We start from the raw sequence: 3,652 nt of genomic DNA on the forward strand, positions 1-3,652 counted from the left end.
CGCCCAAGAAGTCGGCGGAAGAAGGGCGCTCAAGGGGACTTCCGCCAGTCCCCTTGAGAAACCCCCGGGAGTACCTTGCCATAACCCGCAGGTTACCGTCACTCCCCACGGGTACACCAGCTGAAGGCTCAATTCAGGTTGCGGGCACCCCCAACAATGGCTGCCAGAAGGCTCGCCGAGGACTCGCGGCGGAAAACAACGCCCGTTCCGGGCGTTCGCGCGCCCTGCGCGCGTGCGCGGCTTCGCCGCGCAGTTTTCCGCCTCCGCGTGGGCGCTGCGCGCCACGCAAAAGCGGACGTGTCTCCCCGAATGCACTTTCGGTACGGTTCCGGAGACTCGCCGGCAGAGGCATTGCGCCCGCGGCGCGGCGGCTGGCGGGATGCTGTACACCCGTCCGCTGATCCGTGAAGAGGGCGCCGCCGACTTTGGCCGCAGGCCAACAGGAGGCGGCGTTGGGGTCGCAGGGGCGCAGCCCCTCGTGCCCTTCTTTGGTTCCTTTCTTGGGCAAGCAAGAAAGGAACTCGCTGTCGGTCGACCACCGACAAACTGCGCCGCTCGATGAGCGGAAAATCTAAGCCCACCCCGGGGCGGGACCCGGCAGCTCCGCCGCTCGCCGAGCGGACAATCTAAGGCCGCCGTCGGTCGACTACCGACAAACTGCGCCGTTCGATGAGCGACAAATCTAAGCCCACCCCGGGGCGGGACCCGGCAGCTCCGCCGCTCGCCGAGCGGACAATCTAAGGCCGCCGTTGGCCGACTACCGACAAACCGTGCCGCTTCATGAGCGGCAAACCCAAAAGGGCCCACCGGCGATGCCGGTGGGCCCTTTTCCAGATAAACCTATTTTTGCAGCATGAGCTTGGCGCATTTGTAGACGTCACCGCATCCGAGGGTGAGAACGAGGTCGCCCGGCTTGGCGTTGGCCATGACGTACCTGGCGATCTCGGGGAACGCGGGGAACCAAACCGAGCCGGGGATTTTTTCGGCGAGCTGGCTGGTGTAGACGCCGTAGGTGTTCTTCTCGCGGCTGCCCATGATCTCGGACATGACCACATGGTCGGCGAGGGCGAGGGCAAGCGCGAAGTCGTCCATCAGCATTTGGGTGCGCGAATAGGTGAACGGCTGAAAGACCGCCCACACCTCGCGGAAGGGAAGCTCCTTGGCGGCGCGGAGGGTCGCGGCCAGTTCGGCGGGATGGTGGGCATAGTCGTCCGCGATTGTGACCCCGTTCACGGCACCGAGGATTTCAAACCGCCGCCCCGCCCCGCGGAACTTCGCGAGGTGCTCGGCGATCGCGGAAACGGGCGCGCCCGCATGGATGGCGGCGGCGATCGCGGCAACGGCGTTGAGGATGTTGTGACGCCCGGGCACATGGATGGTAAAGCGGCCGAGCGGCTTTCCGTGATGGAGCAGGTCGAAGGTGGAGACGGCCCCCTCATGGACAATGCCGGCGGGGGAGTAGTCGCAGCTCTCCTCCCAGCCGAAGGTGATAATCTCCTTGCCCGTGACGCTGGAGACCGCCTTCATCGAGTTTTCGTCGCTGCCGTTGACGATGACGGCCTTTTTCGCCATCCCGGCGAAGATGCGGAAGGATTTGACGATGTTTTCGATCGTGCCGAAATACTCGAGGTGGTCGGCGTCGACGTTGAGGATGACCGCCACGTCGGGATCGAGCTGGAGGAAGTGGTCGTTGAACTCGCACGCCTCGCACACCATGACGCCGCTTTCCCCCACGCGGCCGTTGCCGCCGATGGCCGGCAGCTTGCCGCCGATGACCGCCGTCGGGTCGAGGCCCGCGCCGAGCAGAATCTGGGTGAGCATGGCGGTGGTGGTGGTCTTGCCGTGGGTGCCGCAGACGCAGATGCACTCGTGGTAGAGGCTCGTGAGGTAGCCGAGGATCTCCGCGCGTTCGACGGTGGGGACCCCGCTTTTTTTCGCGGCGATCAGCTCGGGGTTGTCGGCCATGATCGCGGCGGTGTAGATGATGAGGTCCGCGCCGTCGATGTTTTCGGCGCGCTGGCCGAGCGTGACCGGGATGCCCATGCTGCGTTCGAGCGAGACGGTGTCGGATTCGTTGTTGTCGGAGCCGGTGATGAAATAGCCCTGCGCGTGCAGAATCTGCACGATGGGGAACATTCCCGACCCGCCGATGCCGATAAAATGGATGTGCTTTACCGTTTTCAGGAGGCTTCCGTCGAACATGCGCGCTTTCAACTCCAAAAAGGAAAGGCAGCGAGCCTTTCCCGTCAAATTTGCTTGGATATTTTACTTGTATGTAGTATAGGACGGATTGGTGAAAAATTCAAGTGCGCCAGGGCGTGGTGCATAACTTTTGGAAAACCGCCGAATACTATCGATAGCATCTTTGACAAAACCCGAGGAGGAAATTCACCATGCAGATCACCGATATCAAAATCCGCCGTACCTATCAGGATACCCGCCTGCGCGCGCTGGTATCCGTGACGATCGATGGAGAGCTCGCCGTCCACGACATCAAGGTCATCGAGGGCCCGGAACGCCTCTTTGTGGCGATGCCCAGCCGCAGGGACGACAGCGGCGCCTTCCGGGACATCGCCCACCCGATCACGACCGCCGCCCGCCGCCAGCTCGAGGACGCGATCCTCTCCGCCTACCAGGAGCACCTCGCGGCGCAGCAGGGCGCCCAGCAGCTCGAGGAGCACCTGCACGCCGGCCAGGAAGCCGGTGAATGAATACCGCCCCGCGGAAACGCGGGGCGGTATTTTTGCCGTCCGCGGCATTTGTTAAGCATCTGTGAATTTTTGCGCGCCGCACGCAAACCCCGTCGGATTTTGTGTTAAAATAATCCACAGACGGTTTCCCGCGGCCCTGCCGCGAATTCTTGATTACGACGAGGTGGCCATGCGAAAGTTCCTGACCCTGCTGGCGGCGCTGCTCATTGCGCTGCCCCTCTCCCTCCCGGCTTCGGCCGAACAGAATCCCGGGCAGCCGCCGACCCTCTACGCGGAGGCGGCGATCCTGGTGGACGCGGACACCGGGCAGGTGCTCTACCAGAAGAATCCCGACAAAAAAATGTATCCGGCGAGCATCACCAAGCTCATGACCTGCCTGATCGCGATGGAGGAGGCGCAGCCGGACGACGTGGTGACGATGACCGACGAGGCGGTCTTCGCGGTCCCGCGCGACACCACCCACATCGCGCTGACGGGGGGCGAGCAGCTCACCGTCGAGCAGCTGGAATACGCGATGATGGTCGAGTCGGCCAACGACGCGGCCAACGGGCTCGCCGTCCATCTGGCCGGCTCGCTCGAGGCGTTCGCGCGGCGGATGAACAGCCGCGCCGCCGAGCTCGGCCTTCAGAACACGAACTTTGTAAACGCCAACGGCCTGCCGAACACGGCGCACTACACCTCGGCGCGGGACATGGCGGTCATCACGCGGGAGGCCTATGGCCATCCGGAGTTCCGCACGCTGGCGGGCACCACCCACTATGAGATCCCTCCCACCAACAAGCAGGCGGAGACCCGGCGGCTCAACAACCGCAACTATATGTTCACGCTGAACGACACCTATCCCGGCGCGTTCGCGGGCAAGGTGGGCTGGACGGAGGAGTCCGGCCACACGCTGGTCACGCTTGCCGAGCGGGGCGGCGTGACCCTCATCTGCATCGTGC

General features: G+C 63.9%; 3 protein-coding genes. 2 read left to right on the forward strand and 1 reads right to left on the reverse strand.

The annotated features are described in order from the left end of the window. Positions 1 to 840: 840 nt before the first annotated feature. Positions 841 to 2,202: a UDP-N-acetylmuramate--L-alanine ligase gene (murC, locus tag ACZO3G_RS09160; protein ID WP_276874214.1), complete on the reverse strand. Its 1,362-nt coding sequence runs from the start codon at positions 2,200 to 2,202 to the stop codon at positions 841 to 843. A gap of 191 nt (positions 2,203 to 2,393) precedes the next feature. On the opposite strand from murC, the gene spoVG reads away from it, so the two are divergent. Both spoVG and ACZO3G_RS09170 read left to right on the forward strand, forming a co-directional pair. Beyond that, entirely contained in the window at positions 2,394 to 2,711 is a 318-nt protein-coding gene (spoVG, locus tag ACZO3G_RS09165) for a septation regulator SpoVG (protein WP_101549856.1), read from the forward strand. A gap of 169 nt (positions 2,712 to 2,880) precedes the next feature. Continuing rightward, on the forward strand, positions 2,881 to 3,652 hold a 772-nt coding region (locus ACZO3G_RS09170; RefSeq protein WP_486847091.1), incomplete at its 3' end, for a D-alanyl-D-alanine carboxypeptidase family protein.

The sequence above is a fragment of the Anaerotruncus sp. genome, from assembly GCF_057433415.1.